The sequence below is a fragment of the Allobosea sp. FBZP-16 genome, from assembly GCF_002831785.1.
In the GTDB taxonomy this organism is placed as follows: Bacteria; Pseudomonadota; Alphaproteobacteria; order Rhizobiales; family Beijerinckiaceae; genus Allobosea; species Allobosea lupini.
Genome location: NZ_LNCQ01000014.1, coordinates 76,352 through 91,161 on the forward strand (window position 1 = coordinate 76,352; position 14,810 = coordinate 91,161).

Consider the following 14,810-nt stretch of genomic DNA (forward strand, 5'->3'; position numbering starts at 1 on the left):
CGACCTCACCCCCCTCTTCGTCGGTTCGGAGGGGACGCTCCGCGTCATCACCGAGATCACCTTTCGGCTCTACGGCATCCCCGAGGCGAGCTCGGTCGCGGTCTGCTCCTTCCCGGACATCGCCAGCGCCGTCAATTGCGCCATCGAGACCATCCAGTGCGGCATCCAGGTCGCCCGCGTCGAACTGCTCGACGAGACCTGCATGCGGGCCATCAACCGCCACAACAATCTGAGCTATCCCGAGACGGTCGCGCTCTTCCTCGAATTCCACGGCACGGAAGCAGCCGTCGTCTCGCAGGCTGAAATGGTGCAGATGATCGCCGAAGGCCATGGCGGCGAGGGCTGGCGCTTCGCGACCAGCGCCGAGGAGCGCAACAAGCTCTGGCAGGCAAGGCACAACATGCATTACGCGCTGCTCGCCTTGCGCCCCGGAGCCAGCAGCTGGGGCACCGACACCTGCGTGCCGATCTCCCAGCTCGCCGCCTGCATCACCGAGATCAAGGAGCATGCCAAGGACGCGCCTTTCCCGGTGACGGCGCTCGGCCATGTCGGCGACGGCAATTTCCACATGGGCTTCCTGATCAGGATGGATTCGCCCGAGGAGATCCGCGAGGCCGAGCGGCTGAACGGGCTCCTGGTCAACCGCGCCATCGAGCTCGGCGGGACCTGCACCGGCGAGCACGGCGTCGGCTACGGCAAGGCCAAGTTCCTGCGCAAGGAGCATGGCGATGCCGCCGTCGAGGTGATGCGCACGCTGAAGGCAAGCCTCGATCCCGACAACATCATGAACCCCGGCAAGGTGCTACCGGCCTGAGGTTTGGTCGCGGCTAGGTTTTCGAGAGTTCTCGACCTCAACACGGTGTCATCCCGGACGGAGCGCAGCGGAGATCCGGGACCCATTCCGGAACCTATCCGAATAGGTTCCGGAATGGGTCCCGGTCTCCCTCCGGTCGCCCGGGACGACCAGCGCCTTTAGCCCGCAGCGTAGAGCCCGCACGTGACCGCAGCGCCCAACTGTTTTACATGCAAATGGAACGGTGACCCCCGAGGCGGATAGGCAACGCCTGGACGACGCGGCGGTGCGGAAACGCAGCACAAGAACCACGCGGTCTATTTCGTGCCCGGTCTGCATCGCGGCCTGCGTGTCCTCGAAATCGTCGCGGCTGCGCGCCGGCCGCTGAGCATCACCGAGATCGCCTCGGAGCTCGGCCTGACGCGCTCCTCGGTCTTCCGCCTGATCTATACGCTCCGGCACATGGGCTTCCTCGAGGAGGAGCAGTCGAAGCAGTTCGCGCTCGGCCCGCGCGTCCTCAATATCGGCTTCGCCTTCCTGGCCTCGAAGGACATCATCGAGATCGCCCGCCCCGAACTGGAGGCGCTGCGCGATGAGACCCTGGTCTCGGCGCATCTGGCGATCCGCGACGAGCGCGACGTGCTCTATCTCAGCTGCGTGCAGACCCGCTCGGGCTTCCTCAGCAACATGAATGTCGGCTCGCGCGTGCCGGCCTACGCCTCGCCGATGGGCTGGCTGCTGCTGTCGGGCCTGCCGCAGGCGGAACTGGAGGAGCTCTTCCGCAAGGAGCGCTTCGTGCCGCTGACCAGCCAGACGCCGACCTCGACACCGGAGCTGATCGAAACGGTCGAAGCGGCGGCCGCGCGTGGCCATGTCTTCAGCCGGGGCGTGATGGAGGCGGCCGGCAGCTCGATCTCGGCCCCGATCATCGACCGGCGCGGCATGGTGGTCGCGGCGATCGATATCTCCGGCCCGGACTCCGCCTTCGACCTCGACCAGATCGACGGCCGCTACCTCACGGCGGTCAGGGCCGCGGCCAGGCGAATCTCCGAACGGCTGGGCTAAAGGCCGAGGATTGCCCGCGCCTCGGCCGGCGTCGCGACGCACCGCCCAGGTTCTCGATGATCGTGCCGGCCTTCTCGACCAGCTCGGCATTGTCCCGCGCCAGCACGCCCTTGCGGATATAGACATTGTCCTCGAGCCCAACGCGGACATGGCCGCCGAGCAGGAAGGCCTGCGCCAGCAGCGGGAACTCGTGCCGGCCGATGCCGAAGGCCGCCCAGATGCAGTCCGGCGGCAATTGCGAGGCGAAATAGACCAGAGTCTGCGGGTTCGGGATCGCAGCGTAGCGCACCCCGAGCACGATCTGGATCAGCAGCGGATTGCGCAGCACGCCATCCGCCTGCAACGCCTTGGCGAGTTGCAGGTCGCCGCCATCGAACAGCTCCAGCTCGGGCAGGACTCCGGCCGCATAGATGCGCCACGCCATCTCGGTGACGTTGCGCGGCGTGTTGATCACCACGGCGGTCCCTGAGAACATGGTGTTGAGGTCGAGCGTGCCTCGACGAGTTCGGCCGCCCGGTCCGCAATACCTTGGTCGAGATCTGGAACGCCAATAAATGGGGGCGCTACACCCATGTGAAGGACCCGGTGCGCGAGCGGCTCGACCCTAACTTTCTCGGCTTCGGCCGGACCATGACCGACGAAACCGGCCGCTATCGCTTCCGCACCATCATGCCGGGCTCCTATCTGGCACGACCGGACATCGACCGCTGGCGCCCGGCCCATGTCCATGTCTCGATCCGCGGCGGCTCGGCGCGCCTCATCGCCCAGATGTATTTCCAAGGCGATCCGCATCTTGCCCGCGACCCGATGTTCATCCTGCTCGGCGAGGCGCAAGGGCGCCATTTCGGCAACCGCGTCGGACAGGGTGCGGAGGGCGAGACTCTCTATTCCTGGGACATCGTGATCGGCGGACGCAACACCGCCTATTTCGAGAGCTGACTTGGCCGAGCTAAGCCGCCGCCTTGCGCCGCTCGGTCACGGTGAGCGCAAGCCCCCCGAGCACCAGCAGCACGCCGAGCACGAAGAACAGTCCGAGTTCGTCGCCGAACATGACGGCTGCAGCGGCAACGCCGACGACCGGTTGCAGGTACTGGATGCCGGCGGCAATGCGCGCCGGCACCGTGCGCAGCAGATGCAGCCATAGGAACAGGCCCGCCACCGTCACGACGATGCCGAGATAGACCGCCGTCGCGAGGCCCGTGCTCGTCAGCTGGAACGGCACATGCCACATCTCCCAGGCCGCCCAGGGCAGCAGCGCCAGGAAGCCGAAGACGGTGCTCCAGGCGGCGACGGTGGCGGTGCCGTACTGCTCGGTCAGCTCGACACTCCAGACATAGTAGAAGGCGATCGTCAGCGCCGAAAGCAGCACCAGCGCCGCGCCGGTCAGCGTGGTCTGCGATGTCGCGACAGCCGCATCGCCGCGCCCGGACGCGACCAAGGCGATCCCGGCGAAGGCCGCCAGCAGCCCCAGCGCCTGCGGGCCGGACACCGATTGCCGCAAGCGCGCTGCGGCAAAGACGACGACGAAGATCGGGATGGTCGCGGAGATGATCGTCGCGACCGAGGCCGAGGTGCCGACGACGCCGAAGGTCTGCGCCACCTGTCCGATGCCGATGCCGAGCACGCCGAGAGCGGCGACGCGAGGCAACGCCCGGCGCGGCAGGCGCTGCTTGCCAATGACGAGCAGGAACAGCAGCGGCAGGGCGATCCCGAAGCGCAAAGCGGTCAGTGTCAGCGGCGGCAGCGTGAGCAGGCCGAGCTTGGTGATCGGGATCGAGACGCCCCACATCAGCGCAAGCAGCAGCATCGCCGCGAAGCTGCCGACGGAGGGGCTGTAGCGGGTGGCCAGCGCCGTTTGGCTCATGGGGCGGTCTTCATGCGTCCGGGCCACGCTGCGGAGGCGTCGCGTGAGCGCAGGCTCTAGGTCTTCCGACCTCGCGCGACAAATCATTTGTCGTCACGTCATGAGTGAGCAACACTCACGCATGGTATCGTTGTTCGCCCGCCTTCCGCCGCTGCAGACGCTCCGCGCTTTCGAAGCGGCCGGGCGGCTGTCGAGCATGACCCTGGCGGCGCAGGAGCTGAACCTCACCCACGGAGCGGTGAGCCGTCACGTCAAGACGCTCGAAGCGCATCTGGGCGTTCCCCTGTTCGAGCGCCTGACCCGGCGGATCGTGCTGACCGAGGCGGGGGCCAGGTTTCTCGCCGTCGTCGCCCGCAACCTCGCGGAGCTGACGCGGGAGGCCGAACGCCTGCGCAGCCTGAACACGGGGACGCGCCTCACTCTGAGCACGAGCGTGTCGCTGGCCAGCAAATGGCTGGCGCCGCGCCTGCACCGGCTGATGGTCCGCCTCCCGGATTATGACGTCCATCTCGACGTGACCGACATCAATGTCGATCTCTCCGACGGACGCATCGACGCCGCCGTGCGCTACGGCGCCGGGCAGTATCCGAACGCGGTCGCGGAGCGCATCCTCGACGAGACCGTCACGCCCGTCTGCAGTCCTGCTTACGCGAGCAAGATCGGCGCCGGAGCCTCGCCGGCAGAGCTGGCGCGAGGCACCTTGCTGCATGAGGATCGCATGCTGGCGAACTGGGAGCAGTGGTTTGCGCTGGCAGGCCTGGCACAGCTCCGCAGCCGCGGTCCGGCCTACAGCCATGGCAGCCTCGCGATCGAAGCCGCACTACGCGGCGAAGGCGTGGCGCTCGGGCGCAGCATGCTCGTCGCGGAAGACCTTGCGGCCGGGCGTCTCGTCGCGCCCTTCCCCGAGCTGACGCTCAAAGCCGAACGTGGCTACGATCTGGTCTATCGTCCGGGCAATCAGGATCACCCGAAGGTCCGCGCGGTGCGCGACTGGCTCGCCGACGAAATCCGGCTTTTCCTGAGCAATGTCGGCCGACAAGCCAGCGCCCTCGACTGAACGAGGGCAACTGCTCCTCGCGCGCAGCACTCATCCGTAGCGCGCTTCCATCCGCCGATCGATCGCCAGCGCCGCCAGCGTGCAGAGCGCGCCGGACAACAGATAGACACCGACCCAGGCGAGGCCGAAGGCGCTCGAGACCGTGAGCGCGACCAGCGGCGCGAAGCCCGCGCCGAGCAGCCAGGCAAGATCGGAGGTCAGGGCCGCGCCGGTGTAGCGGTATTGCTGGCCGAAACTCGAGGCGACCGCGCCGGCCGTCTGGCCGTAGGAGAGGCCGAGCAGCCCGAAGCCGATGATCACATAGATCGTCTGCCCGGCCTGGCTGTCGCCGAAGAGCAGCGGCGCTATGATGCTGGACAGGCTGAACAGCCCGATCATCGCGCCGGACAGCAGCAGCGTTTTGCGGCGGCCGAGCTGGTCGGCGACCAGGCCGGAGGTGACGATCGCCCCGGCGCCGACGACGCCGCCGGCGGCCTGCACCAGCAGGAACTCCGAGACCGAGCGGCTGGTGAAGAGGTTGATCCAGCTCACCGGGAAGATCGTGACGAGATGGAAGAGCGCAAAGCTCGCCAGCGGCACGAAAGCGCCGAGGATGAGCGTGCGGCCATGGACGCGGATCAGCTCCGAAACCGGCATCGGCATGAGCTCGCGCGTTGTCATCAGCTCCGCGAACTCATGGGTCGCCACCATGCGCAGGCGGGCGAACAGGGCGACGACGTTGATCGTCAGGGCGACGAAGAAGGGGTAGCGCCAACCCCAGCCGAGGAAATCCTCCTTGGAGAGCGCGCCCTCGAAATAGGCGAAGAGCCCGGCGGCGAGGATGAACCCGAAGGGCGCCCCGAGTTGCGGCAGCATGGTGTACCAGCCACGCCGGTTGGCCGGGGCGTTCAGCGCCAGCAACGAGGACAGGCCATCCCAGGCGCCGCCGAGCGCGATGCCCTGCAGCAGGCGGAAGGCGGCGAGGATGACGCAGGACCAGATGCCGATCGTCTGATAGCCCGGCAGGAAGGCGATGGCGGCGGTCGAGCCGCCGAGCAGGAAGAGCGCCGCGGTGAGCTTGGTCGTGCGGCCGTAATTGCGGTCGATCGCGAAGAACAGCACCGAGCCGAGCGGGCGCGTCACGAAGGCGAGCGCGAAGATGCCGAACGCGTAGAGCGTGCCGGTGAGTCGGTCGACGAACGGGAAGACGAGCTCGGGGAAGACCAGCACGCAGCCGAGGCCGAAGACGAAGAAGTCGAAATATTCCGAGGTTCGCCCGATGATGACGCCGAGCGCGATATCGGCCGGGCTGACGTGGTCCTTCCCGTGATCTTCCGCCGGAAGGGCCGATGGCTGGATCGTCGCGTCAGCGCTCATGACCGCGAATTCCTAAGCTGGCGGCCGCCCGGAGAGACCGGACTTGCCCGCACCTCTGACAAATGGATACGGTGGATAGAAGCAACACGTCAAACTGCCGCAATGGGACAGATTGTCTTATGTGCGGCGCGAAAGAATGGACCTAGAGAACGTCAGTTCCCGGAACGGGGAGGCTTCGACTCTCTTGCGGATCTTTCGAATCTTAGCGGTTCTGCCGCTTTTCGCGCTGCTCGGCGGCTGCCAATGGGTGCTGCTGGCCCCGTCAGGCGATATTGCACTGCAGCAGAGAAACTTGCTGCTGGCCTCCACCGCGCTGATGCTGCTCGTCATCGTCCCGGTGATGGCGCTGACGATCTTCTTTGCCTGGCGCTACCGCGCCTCGGCCAAGGCAAGCTACGATCCCGACTGGAACCATTCGCTGCCGCTCGAGGTGGTGATCTGGTCGGTGCCTCTGCTGATCATCATCGTCATCGGCGCAATGACCTGGATGGGCACGCATCTGCTCGATCCCTACCGGCCGCTCAATCGCATCGCCGCCGGCAAGCCGATCGCCGAGGCGCGCGCAGGCAGCGCCGCGGTCAGGAAGCAGCCGCTGGTGATCCAGGTCGTCGCGCTCGACTGGAAATGGCTGTTCATCTACCCGGCGCAAGGCATCGCCTCGCTCAACGAGGTGGTGGCGCCGGTCGACCAGCCGATCGAGTTCCGCATCACCTCCTCCGCGGTGATGAACTCGCTGTTCATTCCCGCGCTCGCCGGCCAGATCTACGCCATGCCCGGCATGCAGACCAAGCTCAACGCCGTGATCAACCATCCCGGCGAGTTCGAGGGCTTCTCGGCCAATTACAGCGGCGCCGGCTTCTCCGACATGCGCTTCCGCTTCCGCGGCGTCGACGATGCGGCTTTCGGCGAGTGGGTGCAGGGCGCGATCCGGGGAGGCAGCACGCTCGGGCGCGAGGAATATCTCGTGCTGGAACGGCCGAGCGAGCGCGAGCCCGTCCGCTATTTCCGCGACATCCCGTCCGATCTCTTCACGGCCATCCTCAACATGTGCGTCGATCGCGCCAAGATGTGCACGCGCGACATGATGGCGATGGACGCCAAGGGCGGCGGCGGCAAGGAGGGCATCCATACCGTCGCGGCGCTCGAATACGACAAGAGCGTGCGCCGCGGCGGCCAGCCGCTGCCGCCGCGCCCGTTCGTGATGGCGATCTGCACGCCGACCGATGTCTACGGCGCCGCGGGCGTGACCGCCCGCGCCGTCAACTGAGCCGCGAGGCGAGCATGACCTCCTATCCCGACTGGTGGAAGTTCCTCTTCGGACGCTTCACCCTCGAGGCGATCCCCTATCACGAGCCGATCCTGATCGGGACCTTCGCCGTCGTCCTGCTCGGCGGGCTCGTGCTGCTGGCGCTGATTACGCGCTACAAGCTCTGGGGCTATCTCTGGCACGACTGGTTCACCAGCGTGGACCACAAGAAGATCGGGATCATGTACATGATCCTCGGCGTCGTCATGCTGCTGCGGGGCTTTGCCGACGCGCTGATGATGCGCGGCCAGCAGGCGATTGCCTTCGCCGGCAACGAAGGCTACCTGCCGCCGCACCATTACGACCAGATCTTCACCGCCCATGGCGTGATCATGATCTTCTTCGTGGCGATGCCCTTCGTCACCGGCCTGATGAACTACGTCGTGCCGCTGCAGATCGGCGCGCGTGACGTCGCCTTTCCCTTCCTCAACAATTTCAGCTTCTGGATGACGGTCGGCGGCGCCGTACTGATCATGGCCTCGCTCTTCATCGGCGAGTTCGCCAAGGTCGGCTGGCTCGCCTATCCGCCGCTGTCGGGGGCCGCCTACTCGCCCGGGGTAGGCATGGACTATTATCTCTGGGGCCTGCAGATCGCAGGCATCGGTACGACCTTGTCCGGCGTCAACCTGATCGCGACCATCGTCAAGATGCGCGCGCCCGGCATGGACATGATGAAGATGCCGGTCTTCACCTGGACGTCGCTGTGCACCAACGTGCTGATCGTCGCGACTTTCCCGATCCTGGCTGCGACCCTCGCCCTGCTGACGCTCGACCGCTATGTCGGCACCAACTTCTTCACGAACGATCTCGGCGGCAATCCGATGATGTACGTGAACCTGATCTGGATCTGGGGCCACCCGGAGGTCTACATCCTGATTCTGCCGATCTTCGGCGTTTATTCCGAGGTCGCCTCGACCTTTTGCGGCAAGCGCCTCTTCGGCTACGCCTCGATGGTCTATGCGACGGTGGTGATCACCATCCTGTCCTACCTGGTCTGGCTGCATCACTTCTTCACGATGGGCTCGGGCGCCAGCGTGAACTCCTTCTTCGGCATCACAACGATGATCATCTCGATCCCGACGGGCGCGAAGATCTTCAACTGGCTGTTCACGATGTATCGTGGCCGCATCCGCTTCGAGCTGCCTATGATGTGGCTGCTCGCCTTCATGATCACCTTCGTCATCGGCGGCATGACCGGCGTCATGCTCGCGGTGCCGCCGGCCGATTTCGTGCTGCACAACAGCCTCTTCCTGATCGCCCATTTTCACAACGTCATCATCGGCGGCGTGGTCTTCGGCGTCTTCGCCGGCATCGCCTACTGGTTCCCCAAGGCCTTCGGCTTCAAGCTCGACCGGTTCTGGGGCGTCCTCTCCTTCTGGTTCTGGGTGATCGGCTTCTACGTCGCCTTCATGCCGCTCTACATCCTCGGCCTTATGGGCGTGACGCGGCGGCTCAGCCGCTTCGAGGACCCCTCGCTGCAGATCTGGTTCGTGATCGCGGCGCTCGGCGCGGTGCTGATCGCTCTCGGCATCGCCTGCTTCCTGATCCAGATCGGCGTCAGCATCCTGCGCCGCGAGCAGCTGCGCGATACGACCGGCGATCCCTGGGACGGGCGCACGCTGGAATGGTCGACCTCCTCGCCGCCGCCGGCCTACAATTTCGCCTTCACGCCGATCGTGTACGACCTCGACGCTTGGGCCGACATGAAGAAGCGCGGCTATACCCGCCCGCTCGCCGGCTTCCGGCCGATCCACATGCCCAGGAACACCGGCGCCGGCGTGATCATCGCCGGGCTGGCGACGATCTGCGGCTTCGCCCTGATCTGGTACATCTGGTGGCTGGCGGCGCTCTCCTTCGTCGCCGTGCTCGCCGCCGTGATCATCCATACCTTCAACTACGACCGCGACTTCCACATCCCCGCCGACGAGGTGGTGCAGGCGGAAGATGCGCGGACCCAGCTTCTGGCCCGGGCCTGAGGGGCGGATGATGGCTAAGGCGACAGCGCAGGCCGCAGGCACCGCCCCGGCATTCTACGTCACCGAGGAAGAGCACGCGCATCCGGGCGGCTCGACCATGCTGGGCTTCTGGCTCTACCTGATGAGCGACTGCCTGGTCTTCGCGGTCCTCTTCGCGACCTATGGCGTGCTCGGGCGCAATTACGCGGCGGGACCATCCGGCGCCGACCTGTTCGACCTGAAGCTGGTCGCGGTCAACACCGCCATGCTGCTGTTCTCCTCGATCACCTATGGCTTTGCCATGCTGGCGATGGACAAGGGCCGGCAAGCGGCGGTGCAGGGCTGGCTCGCCGTCACCGCCGTCTTCGGCCTCGCCTTCCTTGGCATCGAGCTCTACGAGTTCGCCCACCTGATCCACGAAGGCGCGACGCCGATGCGCAGCGCCTTCCTCTCCTCCTTCTTCACGTTGGTCGGCACGCACGGGCTGCACGTCACCTTCGGCCTGATCTGGCTGGGCGTGCTGATGACGCAGGTCTCGAAGCACGGGCTGATCGAGGCCAATCGGCGCCGGCTGATGTGCCTCAGTATGTTCTGGCACTTCCTCGACGTCGTCTGGATCGGCGTCTTCACCTTCGTCTACCTGATGGGCGTGCTGAAATGAGCCAGAACCAGGCAGAGGCGCAGGGCGGCCACCACGACGCCCATCATGACGGGCACGATGCCCATGGCGCGGCGCATGGCAGCATGCGCGGCTACGTCACCGGCTTCCTGCTCTCGGTCGTCCTGACCGCGATCCCGTTCTGGCTCGTCATGAACGACGTGCTCGGCAACTCGACCCTGACGGCGATCGTGATCATGCTCTTCGCCGCCGCGCAGATTGTCGTGCACATGGTCTACTTCCTGCACATGAATGGCCGCTCGGAGGGCGGCTGGACCATGCTGGCGCTGATCTTCACGATCATCGTCGTCGCGATCGCGCTGGCCGGCTCGCTCTGGGTGATGTTCCACCTCAACGCCAACATGATGCCGGACATGCACCGGATGTGAGGCTAAGGCATATGTCTGCCGGCGCTGAGCGACGGCGCGGCGGCGCCTTTCAAGCGATCTTCATCGCCGGGCTCTGCCTGATCGCGCTCGTCTGCGCCGGGCTCGGCGCCTGGCAGATCCAGCGGCGGAGCTGGAAGCTCGACCTGATCGCCCACGTCGAGGAACGCTTGCGGGCGGCGCCGGTCGCCGCACCCGGCCCGGCGGACTGGCCCGCGATCTCAGCCCAGGCGGACGAATATCGCCGCGTCGCCCTGCAGGGCCGCTATCTCGACGCAGCCGAAACGCTGACCATGGCGGTGACCGAGCGCGGCCCCGGCTTCTGGGTGCTGGCGCCGTTCCGGGCCGATGCCGGCTTCACCGTCCTCGTCAACCGCGGCTTCGTGCCGGAGGACAGGCGTGCCCCCGAGGCACGGCGCAAGACGCCCGGAGGCGAGACCAGACTGACCGGGCTTCTCAGGCTGAGCGAGCCCGGCGGCGGCTTCCTGCGCAGCAACGATCTCGCGGCCGGCCGCTGGTATTCGCGCGACGTGGCGGCGATCGCGTCGGCGCGGCAGCTCGGCCCGGTCGCTCCCTACTTCGTCGATGCCGACGCCAGCGCCGAGCCCGGCCCGCTGCCGCAGGGCGGCATGACCCAGGTCAGCTTCCGCAACAGCCATCTCGTCTATGCGCTGACCTGGTTCTGCCTCGCCTTGATGAGCGCCGGAGCCGTGACCTATCTGGTCAGGGCCGGATCGGATGACGTCCAGGTGGACTGACAGGCAGAGCGACGAGGGGTCGCGCCCCGCGATCAGGCGAGCTCGCTGGTCCCGATCTTGTTGAGCAATGCCAGCTGGCTCGCCGGGTCGCCAGCGCTTCCGCCGACGGCCCTGCCGAGAAAGTCGGTGAGCCGGTCCAGCGCCTGGGCGGCGATCCCGGCAGACAGCGGCTGACGGTCATAGGCCTCGACGAAGCGGCCGGCGAGATCGGCGAGCAGGCGCAGCAGCGCAGCCTGCTCGGGCGCGTTCGCGCGCAGGGCCAGTGCCCGGTCCTGGAACTCGATATAGGTGCGAAGGCTGCCCTTCTGCTGCTGCAGCCAGTTCAGAAGCTCGTTCATGTCATCTCCGCCAGATCGCGGCCTCGTGGTGGGGTGGAGCGGATTGCGGCTCAGTTGCGCGGCGCGAGGCGGGCGCGGCCGCCATGGCGGGTCGACCAGGCGACGGGGTCGGCGAGGAACCGCTCGATCTCGGCACGATCCTCCGGCGAAAGGCCGTTATCGGCCCCGGCCCGAAGGACATCGCCCCAGTTCGCCAGGGCATGCAGCGTCAGGCCGGCCTCTCTCAACCGCTCGCCGGCGCCGGGGAAGGCGTCGTGGTAGAAGATCGTCAGGACATGCTCGACCTCAGCCCCCGCAGCGCGCAGGCCGCGCACGAAATTGAGCTTGCTGCCGCCATCGGTCGTCAGGTCGTCCATCAGAAGGACGCGCAGGCCCTCGACCGGCCCACCCTCGACCTGGGCGTTGCGGCCGATGCCGAGCGGGCGCTTGCGGACATAACGCAGCCTCAAGGCTAGCCGGTCGGCAAGCCAGGCCGCGAACGGAATGCCGGCTGTCTCGGCGCCGGCGATCACGTCGAAGCTGCCCGGCGGAAAAGTCGCGGCCGCATAGCGGGCAGCGAGCTCGCTGACCGCTTGGCGTAAGCCAGGATCGCCGAGCAGCAGGCGGACATCGACATAGACCGGGCTCGCCCAGCCGGCGGCCAGGATGAAGGGCTGCTGGCGGCTGACATGGATGGCGCCGGCCCTGAACAGGAGCTCGGCGACCTCGCGGCCGATCTCGTTCGCGCTCATCGCACCGCCTCCCTGATGGCGTCCCGCATCACCGCGATCCCGGCGAGGAAATCGTCGATCGCCATCGCCTCATCCGGATTATGCGAACCGTTCTGGTTGCGCACGAAGATCATCGCGCTGGGGATACCGGCATTGGCGAAGACCGCAGCATCATGGCCCGCGCCGCTGGGGATATCCTCGTCGGGCAGGCCGAGATCGCGGGCGGCCGCCTTGAGCCTTGTGATCCAGCCCCCATCCATCACGGCAGGGGCGGATTCGAGCCGGCGGTCGACGCGGAACGCGACCCCCCTTTCCTCGCCGATCAGGGCGCACTCCGAGAGGAAGAGGTCGTAGAAGGCCTCAAGCGTCTCGCGGTTCTGGCTGCGCACCTCGAAGGAGAAGCGCACCGTGCCGGGAATGCGCGCGATGGCGTGCTCCTGCGGATCGGTGCCGAGCACGCCGGCGGTCACGACCACGTCGCGGCCGCGCTCCAGCAAGGTGCGCCAATGCCGGTCGAGATGGGTTATCAGTTCGGCGGTGGCGAAGACCGCATCGCGCCTGAGCCAGCGCGGCACCGCGCCGGAATGGCCGGCCTCGCCCAGGCATTCGACCTCGCGATGACGGATATTGCCCCTGATGCCGGTGACGATTCCAACAGGCAGATCCCGTGCGACCAGCACCGGCCCCTGCTCGATATGCAGTTCGATCCAGGCCGCGACGGTGGCGGGGTCGAGCAGCGGCTCGCCCTTTTCGACGCGGGCGATGTCGACGCCGACGGAGGCCATGCACTCCGCGAGAGTGCGCCCGCTCGCATGGTCGCGCACGGCAAGATCGGCGGCGGAGAGTGCCCCAAACAGGGCACTGGAGCCCATATAGGCCCGGCCGAAGCGGGAGCTTTCCTCTCCGCGCAGGCCGTAGACCTTGATCGTCCGGCGCGGGACGAACCCCTCCTCCTTGAAGCGGGCGATGATGGCGAGCCCGGCGATGACGCCGGCCGCACCGTCGAAATTGCCGCCCTGCGGCACGGAATCGAGATGCGAGCCGCAGGCGAGAAAGGGCAGCTCCGGCTCGCGGCCCGGCAGCGTGACGACGAGATTGGCGCCGGCATCGCGTTCTGTCGCGAAGCCGAGCTCGCGCGCCTTCGCCTCGACGAGGTCGAGCGCCAGCGACTCGCGCTCGCTATAGGCCTCGCGCGTGATGCCGACCCCGTCACCCGTCGCTTCGCGCAAGGCATCGAACAGCGCTTCAGCAAGGGCCTGGTCGCCCGCGTCGCCGCTGAAGACGTTGCGCATCTCGGCCGCTTGCGCGCTCACGAGACCGGGTCCAGCCAGGCGAGATCGGGCTCGTCGGCCTCCTCGATCACGACGCCGCGGATCAGGTCGGCGACGCGCGGGATCTCGCGGCGCAGGCAAAAAGCCGCGAGCCCGTCGATGATCGTCGTCATCGCCGCCGGCTGCAGGAAGGTCGCGGTGCCGACCTGAACCGCGCTGGCCCCGGCGAGCATGTACTCGACCGCGTCCTCGGCGGTGGCGATGCCGCCGCAGCCGATCACCGGGATTGTCACCGCCTTGGCGCATTGGAAGACTTGGCGCAGCACGATCGGCTTGATCGCCGGCCCCGACAGCCCTCCCATGATGTTGCCGAGGCAGGGCTTGAAGCTCTTGAGGTCGATCGCCATCGACAGGATGGTGTTGGCGACCACGACCGCATCGGCGCCCGCCGCCTCGGCGGCGCGCGCAACCTCCGGCACGTCGCCGGTATTGGGCGTCAGCTTGACCCAGAGCGGCAGCTTTGTCGCCCTACGGAGTTCGCGCGTGACCTTCTCAGTCGATTCCGCCCGCATCGCGAAGGCCTTGCCGTCCTCCTCGATGTTCGGACAGGAGATGTTGGCCTCGATCGCGGCGATGCCGGGGATCGAGAGCTCGGCGGCGAGGCTGGCGAAGCCTTCCGCCGTCGGGGCCGAGATCGAGACGACCAGCGGCGTGTCATAGGCCGCGTAATGCGGCATGGTCGTCTCGATGAAATAGGGCACGCCCTTCGAGGGGATGCCGATGGCGTTGATCAGCCCGCCCGGTCGCTCGACCACGCGCGGCAGCGGATTGCCGGCGCGCAGTTCGCGCGTGATCGTCTTGGTGACGAAGGCGCCGAGCCGGTTGAAGTCCATCACCTTCTCCAGCCCCTCGGCGAAGGTGCCCGAGGCCGGCATCACCGGATTGCGCAGGGTCAGCCCACCGATCCTGACGGAGAGATCGATCGTTCCGGCCGCGCTCATGGCAGCGCCTCCATCAGGTCGAAGACCGGGCCGTCCCAGCAGACGCGCCGGTTGACGATCTCGCCGTTGACGTTGAAGTCGCGCACGCAGCAGTAGCAAAGCCCGATTCCGCAGGCCATCTGCTGCTCCATCGCGACCTGGCCGGGCAGCCCGAACTCGCGCGCCAGGCGCTGCTGCACCCGCATCAGCCGGCTTGAGCCGCAGGTGAAGAAGGCGTCGCAGCGACCCTCGGCAATCTGACGGCGCAGAATGCGCTCGACATTGGCGGGCCCGCTGGTCTGCTCAGCGTCGG

At 67.0% G+C, this 14,810-nt stretch carries 16 protein-coding genes and 1 pseudogene; 9 read left to right on the forward strand and 8 right to left on the reverse strand.

Annotation, left to right across the window (positions count from 1 at the left end; genetic code table 11):
* The coding region (locus CXY91_RS30795) for an FAD-linked oxidase C-terminal domain-containing protein (RefSeq protein WP_282569361.1) at positions 1–814 on the forward strand (814 nt) is incomplete at its 5' end.
* A gap of 303 nt (positions 815–1,117) precedes the next feature.
* A complete protein-coding gene (locus CXY91_RS04550; protein ID WP_100959470.1) occupies positions 1,118–1,858 on the forward strand; it encodes an IclR family transcriptional regulator in 741 nt (246 codons plus the stop codon).
* Here the strand turns inward: CXY91_RS04550 and CXY91_RS04555 are convergent.
* Positions 1,818–2,333, reverse strand: coding sequence for a beta-keto acid cleavage family enzyme (locus CXY91_RS04555; RefSeq protein ID WP_248307351.1), 516 nt, complete (start codon positions 2,331–2,333; stop codon positions 1,818–1,820). The two genes, CXY91_RS04550 and CXY91_RS04555, sit on opposite strands and share 41 nt — an antisense overlap.
* Positions 2,334–2,365: 32 nt before the next feature.
* On the opposite strand from CXY91_RS04555, the pseudogene CXY91_RS04560 reads away from it, so the two are divergent.
* Positions 2,366–2,797: pseudogene (locus CXY91_RS04560) on the forward strand (dioxygenase family protein); the annotation flags it as partial.
* A 10-nt stretch (positions 2,798–2,807) separates the two neighbouring features.
* On the opposite strand, the gene CXY91_RS04565 reads toward CXY91_RS04560, so the two are convergent.
* Complete coding sequence (locus CXY91_RS04565; RefSeq protein WP_248307352.1) at positions 2,808–3,722, reverse strand: DMT family transporter; 915 nt, start codon at positions 3,720–3,722, stop codon at positions 2,808–2,810.
* 43 nt (positions 3,723–3,765) lie between these two features.
* On the opposite strand from CXY91_RS04565, the gene gcvA reads away from it, so the two are divergent.
* The gene (gene gcvA / locus CXY91_RS04570) at positions 3,766–4,779 is read left to right on the forward strand and encodes a transcriptional regulator GcvA (protein WP_349236575.1); all 1,014 of its coding nucleotides are present in this window, start codon (positions 3,766–3,768) and stop codon (positions 4,777–4,779) included.
* Between the two features lie 30 nt (positions 4,780–4,809).
* Here the strand turns inward: gcvA and CXY91_RS04575 are convergent, their stop codons facing one another.
* Entirely contained in the window at positions 4,810–6,135 is a 1,326-nt protein-coding gene (locus tag CXY91_RS04575) for an MFS transporter (RefSeq protein WP_100959472.1), read from the reverse strand.
* A gap of 184 nt (positions 6,136–6,319) precedes the next feature.
* On the opposite strand from CXY91_RS04575, the gene cyoA reads away from it, so the two are divergent.
* Genes cyoA through CXY91_RS04600 form a run of 5 tightly spaced genes read left to right on the forward strand, consistent with a single transcriptional unit; the run spans position 6,320 to position 11,198 of the window.
* Positions 6,320–7,402 (forward strand): ubiquinol oxidase subunit II, encoded by a 1,083-nt coding sequence (cyoA, locus tag CXY91_RS04580; protein ID WP_100959473.1) that lies wholly within the window; start codon positions 6,320–6,322, stop codon positions 7,400–7,402.
* Positions 7,403–7,416: 14 nt separating this feature from the next.
* Entirely contained in the window at positions 7,417–9,417 is a 2,001-nt protein-coding gene (cyoB, locus tag CXY91_RS04585; protein ID WP_100959474.1) for a cytochrome o ubiquinol oxidase subunit I, read from the forward strand.
* A gap of 7 nt (positions 9,418–9,424) precedes the next feature.
* On the forward strand, positions 9,425–10,057 hold the full coding sequence (cyoC, locus tag CXY91_RS04590) for a cytochrome o ubiquinol oxidase subunit III (protein WP_425285465.1): 633 nt from the start codon (positions 9,425–9,427) through the stop codon (positions 10,055–10,057).
* Positions 10,054–10,443, forward strand: coding sequence for a cytochrome o ubiquinol oxidase subunit IV (gene cyoD, locus CXY91_RS04595; protein WP_100959475.1), 390 nt, complete (start codon positions 10,054–10,056; stop codon positions 10,441–10,443). Before cyoC ends, cyoD begins: the two co-directional genes overlap by 4 nt.
* A gap of 11 nt (positions 10,444–10,454) precedes the next feature.
* Complete coding sequence (locus CXY91_RS04600) at positions 10,455–11,198, forward strand: SURF1 family protein (protein WP_100959476.1); 744 nt, start codon at positions 10,455–10,457, stop codon at positions 11,196–11,198.
* Between the two features lie 32 nt (positions 11,199–11,230).
* Here CXY91_RS04600 and CXY91_RS04605 read toward each other — a convergent pair whose 3' ends face one another.
* The 5 genes from CXY91_RS04605 to CXY91_RS30800 all read right to left on the reverse strand — a co-directional run.
* Positions 11,231–11,536, reverse strand: a complete 306-nt coding sequence (locus tag CXY91_RS04605; protein ID WP_100959477.1) for a hypothetical protein — start codon at positions 11,534–11,536, stop codon at positions 11,231–11,233.
* Between the two features lie 50 nt (positions 11,537–11,586).
* Complete coding sequence (locus tag CXY91_RS04610; RefSeq protein ID WP_100959478.1) at positions 11,587–12,267, reverse strand: orotate phosphoribosyltransferase; 681 nt, start codon at positions 12,265–12,267, stop codon at positions 11,587–11,589.
* Positions 12,264–13,559, reverse strand: coding sequence for a Zn-dependent hydrolase (locus tag CXY91_RS04615; RefSeq protein ID WP_248307353.1), 1,296 nt, complete (start codon positions 13,557–13,559; stop codon positions 12,264–12,266). Before CXY91_RS04615 ends, CXY91_RS04610 begins: the two co-directional genes overlap by 4 nt.
* Complete coding sequence (locus CXY91_RS04620) at positions 13,556–14,518, reverse strand: dihydroorotate dehydrogenase (RefSeq protein WP_100959479.1); 963 nt, start codon at positions 14,516–14,518, stop codon at positions 13,556–13,558. The genes CXY91_RS04615 and CXY91_RS04620 overlap by 4 nt, the downstream gene beginning before the upstream one ends.
* A partial coding sequence (locus CXY91_RS30800; protein WP_465246839.1) for an iron-sulfur cluster-binding protein occupies positions 14,515–14,810 on the reverse strand: 296 nt, incomplete at its 5' end. The genes CXY91_RS30800 and CXY91_RS04620, both read right to left, overlap by 4 nt.